This is a genomic window from Synechococcus sp. R5-13, from assembly GCF_047462015.1.
GTDB lineage: Bacteria > Cyanobacteriota > Cyanobacteriia > Thermostichales > Thermostichaceae > Thermostichus.
In genome coordinates this window covers 1-4,389 of the sequence record NZ_JANSIL010000168.1, presented here as the reverse complement: position 1 = coordinate 4,389, position 4,389 = coordinate 1, and the positions used below count along the sequence as shown (strand labels likewise).

Sequence of the window (4,389 nt, the reverse complement as noted above, 5' to 3'; positions counted from 1 at the left end):
GGCGTCGGCTACGGTCGGCGCTATCCTTCCCTGCCCTGAAGGACGGGGCTTGCCGCGCCTTTTGGTCAATGGGATCCCTCTCCTCAGGGCACGACCAACACCGGGCAGGGGGAGAGATCGATCACGCGGTGGCTCACGGAGTTGTTCTGCCCCTCTCCAGATAGGGTGAGGCCGCGGCAGCCCATCACAATCAGGCTGATCTCCAGCTCGTCTGCCACATCACAGATGACAAAAGGTACCTTCCCCTCTCGATACTCACTCTTGACGTTGCTAAGGCCGATTTGATGCAGGCCGGACTCCGTTTGCTTAAGCAGGTTGTGGATGTTCTGCCGGGCTTGCTCGGCTCGCTCCGGGTCAAGCTCCGTATCATCCAGCACAGAAAGCAAATACACTTGGCTCTTGTAGCGCTGTGCTATGTCCGCCACCAAGGGCAAGGCGTGGCTGGTTTCACGCGAGTTATCGATGGGAAAGAGCAGTTTGTCGAACATAGCCGAGGATCCCAACAGTTAACCCCAGTCCCTATCCAAATTCAAGGCGAATGCTGATCTTATTCTACCAATCTCACCAGGAGCTGAAGAATCCCAGCCCGTCCCTGCCCATTTTCCTATGGCGGTGGGCTCGACCCTGGCCGCCTTGGTATCAACTGGAAGCGGGATCCTCTCAGATAAACAGTAGAAGAAGCCATACATACAGCCTGTTGAGGAATTAAGGGGCACGGTAGTAACACTTGACAAACCAACCTCGAAAGCAGCATGGATTGATGAGTAATAAACAGGTCTCTACTATCTGATCCATCCCATACTTCCCAGCTCTGGAACACTGCAGGATACAATGCTTCAACACCGACTATATCATCTCAATCGGCTCCAACTCCGGTGAATACACAGGCAGATCTGTGCTCCGCGATCTGTTCCCCGAATTGACCCTTGTGGATGTTTAAGTTATCCATAATCGCTAACTTCCCCGCATCTAGTTTTGGGCATAAACTACTTTTCAAAAGCTCCCGAAAATCCCCTTCTCTACCTCACCTTTGATGACACGGCAACCTACTATCTCTCTCCAGGAAATAGCTCTAATAATCCTATGTTTTCCCCTTGCTTCTCTGGCGATAACCATAAGCTTTTTGACCTCGCAAACTTCGAGATACCTCCCGCTCGATTCCTTCCTACACCCGCATCTGATCTAGGACAACTATATCCTCCACTGGTATATTCCCAACTTCTTGACTGCAGGTTGATCGTTGTCTTTGCACTTACTCTTCTTTGACTTTCGTGCTGCGATAGGTCTTTTTTAGATTCATTCCTTGCTTTTTTATAGTCATTTTAAACAGGAATGAAACATTTCTGTTGTATTGCTTCCTAACTCCCCTCTCCCTTTGGGAGAGGGACTGGGGGTGAGGGATGATTCCCTTTGGGAGAGGGGCTGGAGGCGGTCGCAGAAGCAGCGCAGAACGCTTGGGGAGTGTCTCAATCTAGTTTGGAATGACTATAGTATGAAAGTTGCTCCTAGTGTAAACCTTATCTGGCTTTGATTATCTCTTTGGAACGAACAATTAAAACAGTAAGTAGAGAATTGAGCGCACTTCTCTGCTGCAGACATCAATCGGTCAAAAGGTGCAAGGCTCCTGTTGCCCGCCGCAGAAACCGCAAGAGAAGGTTAAGCTAAGGCTCTGTTGGCCCCCGACCCTCAGATTGGCAGGATTGGTGTCATGTTCCAGATCCAACCCCTGACTCCAGAACGGATTGCCCGTATGGCGGCAGGAGAGGTGATCGACTCTCTGGGGGCTGCTCTGCGGGAATTGCTGGAAAATGCCCTCGATGCCCAGGCCACCCGCATTCAAGTGGAGATCTGGCCGACTCGCTGGCAGGTGCAGGTGGGGGATAACGGCCACGGCATCCCGGCCTCGGAGCTGGAGCAGGTGGCCCGCCGCCATACCACCAGCAAACTGGAAGGTCGCAGCCTGGGATTTCGTGGGGAAGCCCTGCACAGCCTAGCCCGCTTGGGATCCCTAGCTATCCAAACCCGCCACGCTGACGATGCTCACGGCTGGCTGGCCGCCTACGACCGACAGGGGGAGCTGATCCACAAGCAGCCGGCAGCCACTGCCTTGGGAACGGTGGTCACGGTTGCGGATTTGTTTGCCGACTGGCCTCTGCGCCGTCGGGCCTTGCCCCAAACTCGCCCGCTCCTGACCCTGGTGCAGAATGCAGCCCTAGCCCATCCCTGGGTCAGTTGGCAGGTGCATCAGGAAGGGCAATTGCTGCTCAGCCTCTGGCCGGGAAAGTCTCTGCAAGATCTGCTGCTGCAGGTGTTGCCGCAGGTGGATCCCACGGATCTGCGCTATCGGCGGATCCAGGATGGGGATAGCGATTGGGAAGTGGTGCTGGGCCTGCCGGATCGCCTGCATCGCCCCCACCCCGATTGGATCCGTGTGGCCGTAAACGGACGGTTTGTGCAGATGCCCGACTGGCAACGGCTGATCCAGTCGGTTTTTCACCACGCGTTGCCTCGCCACCGTCATCCACTGGCGGTTGTTCACCTGCGCCTGCCCCCAGAGCAGGTGGATTGGAACCGTCATCCTGCCAAAAGCGAGCTCTACCTGGAGAATCTGACGGCCCGCCAGGAGCAGTTGCGCCAACACCTGCACTCCCTTCTGCAATTGGGATCCGGGCAAGCCAGCCGCCGCTCTGTGCATCTGATCCGGGCCAGCGAGGCCAAGGTGGTCTATCGAGTCTCGCCCGATCTCCAGAGCCGTTTTCCTCCCTCTGACCGCCCAACTTCTCTCCTGCCCCCCCTCAAGGCGCTGGCCCAACTGCATCGGACCTACATCTTGGCAGAGCACCCCCAGGGGTTATGGCTGGTGGAGCAACACCTGGCCCACGAGCGAGTTCGCTACGAGTACATCCGGCAGCACTGGCAACTGGTGGCACCGGAGATGCCCGTAACGCTGCAAGGACTGTCGCCCCAAGCCCTGGAGCGGTTGGAGCAGTTGGGGCTGGAGCCAGAACCCTTCGGCCCCAATACCTATCTCATCCGACGCATTCCTCTGGCCTTGGCATCGGAAGATCCAGAGGAGGTACAGGGATCCCTGCTGGAGCTCAGTGGTTGTCAAGATTTGCAGGCAGCCCAGGTAACAGTGGCCTGTCGAGGGGCCTTGCGCAATGGGATCCCGCTGACCTTGGAGCAGATGCAAAAGCTGTTGGAAGCCTGGCAGCGCACCGCCAATCCCCACACTTGCCCTCATGGTCGCCCGGTCTACCTGGCCCTGGCAGAAAAAGATCTGGCCCGTTACTTCCGCCGCCGTTGGGGTCTCTGCGACCGGCCTATCTCCGACTCCAAACTGGGATCCCTATGGGAGCTGGATCCGCTGGGAGACAGGTTTGCCGCCCAGGTGCGCTCTTCTGCGTCGGATCCCACGGACGAGCCCAGCTCCACCCCACTATAATCGGGGGTGTCCAACTGCTGAAACCCCTGAAACTCCATGGCTTCTTATCTCAAACTCAAAGCCCAAGAAGAGACCTGGCTGCAGCGCCATTCCCGTCTGATCTTGGCGATCCTGGCCGGCCTGGGATCCCTGCTGACGGCCTATCTCACCTACACCAAGCTGACGGAGCAGCCCGCCGCCTTCTGCACTGGGGATGGAGGGTGTGACCTGGTACTCTCCAGCCGTTGGGCAGAGTTTTTGGGGATCCCGACCGCGGCTGTTGGCCTGTTGGGGTTTCTGGGAGTCTTGGCGCTGGCGGTGCTGCCGGATGGGATCCCACTGGTGAAGCGGTGGCGCTGGCCGGCCCTGTTTGGCTTGGTTTCCGCCATGACCGCCTTTGAGATGTACATGCTTTACCTGATGGTGGCAGTGCTACGGCAATTCTGCATGTACTGCACCACCGCGATCATCTTGGTGGCAGGGCTATGGCTGGTGACCATGCTGGGCCACCGCTGGCTGGATGGGGGCAAGATGGCCTTCAGCTACATTCTGGTGGCCTTTCTCACATTGGTGACCACGATTGGGGTGTACGCCAACCAAGTTCCCCCGCCTAGCCCCCTGGCGGTAGGGTTAGCAGCCCACCTGCGGCAGATCGGCGGCACTATGTACGGGGCCTATTGGTGCCCTCATTGTCAAGCTCAGAAAGAGCTGTTCGGGGCAGCTTTCGACCAAGTGCCCTACGTGGAGTGCTCCCCCAACGGCCCCGGCACTCCACAGGCTCGAGAATGTACAGAAGCGGGGATCACCAGCTATCCCACCTGGATCATCAATGGCCGCACCTACACAGGCGTTCGCTCTCTGGAAGCCTTGGCGGTGGCCTCTGGCTATCCGCTGGAAGAGCATGACTCTAGTCAATAATAAGCTCAACTATACTGAAAATAATGTATAATATGTTCAGTACGGAT

Annotated in this window: 3 protein-coding genes and 1 pseudogene; 2 read left to right on the top strand and 2 right to left on the bottom strand. The window is 57.1% G+C overall.

The annotated features are described in order from the left end of the window. Positions 1-83 precede the first annotated feature (83 nt). Together NW840_RS12425 and NW840_RS12420 are read right to left on the bottom strand one after the other, a co-directional pair. Positions 84-488 carry a universal stress protein gene (locus tag NW840_RS12425; protein ID WP_011433838.1) on the bottom strand — a complete coding sequence of 135 codons (405 nt, stop codon included), beginning with the start codon at positions 486-488 and terminating at the stop codon, positions 84-86. Positions 489-705: 217 nt separating this feature from the next. After that, positions 706-1,405 (bottom strand): annotated as a pseudogene (locus NW840_RS12420) (transposase); the annotation flags it as partial. Positions 1,406-1,708: 303 nt separating this feature from the next. Between NW840_RS12420 and mutL the strand changes: the two are divergent. Together mutL and NW840_RS12410 are read left to right on the top strand one after the other, a co-directional pair. Beyond that, entirely contained in the window at positions 1,709-3,445 is a 1,737-nt protein-coding gene (gene mutL / locus NW840_RS12415; RefSeq protein ID WP_414344601.1) for a DNA mismatch repair endonuclease MutL, read from the top strand. A gap of 36 nt (positions 3,446-3,481) precedes the next feature. Next, positions 3,482-4,342, top strand: coding sequence for a vitamin K epoxide reductase family protein (locus NW840_RS12410; protein WP_414344599.1), 861 nt, complete (start codon positions 3,482-3,484; stop codon positions 4,340-4,342). Positions 4,343-4,389 lie beyond the last annotated feature (47 nt).

Coding starts and splice junctions, on each gene's coding strand:
- NW840_RS12425 (WP_011433838.1), bottom strand. CDS start 488: ATGTTCGACAAACTGCTCTTTCCCATCGATAACTCGCGTGAAACCAGC.
- NW840_RS12410 (WP_414344599.1), top strand. CDS start 3,482: ATGGCTTCTTATCTCAAACTCAAAGCCCAAGAAGAGACCTGGCTGCAG.
- mutL (WP_414344601.1), top strand. CDS start 1,709: ATGTTCCAGATCCAACCCCTGACTCCAGAACGGATTGCCCGTATGGCG.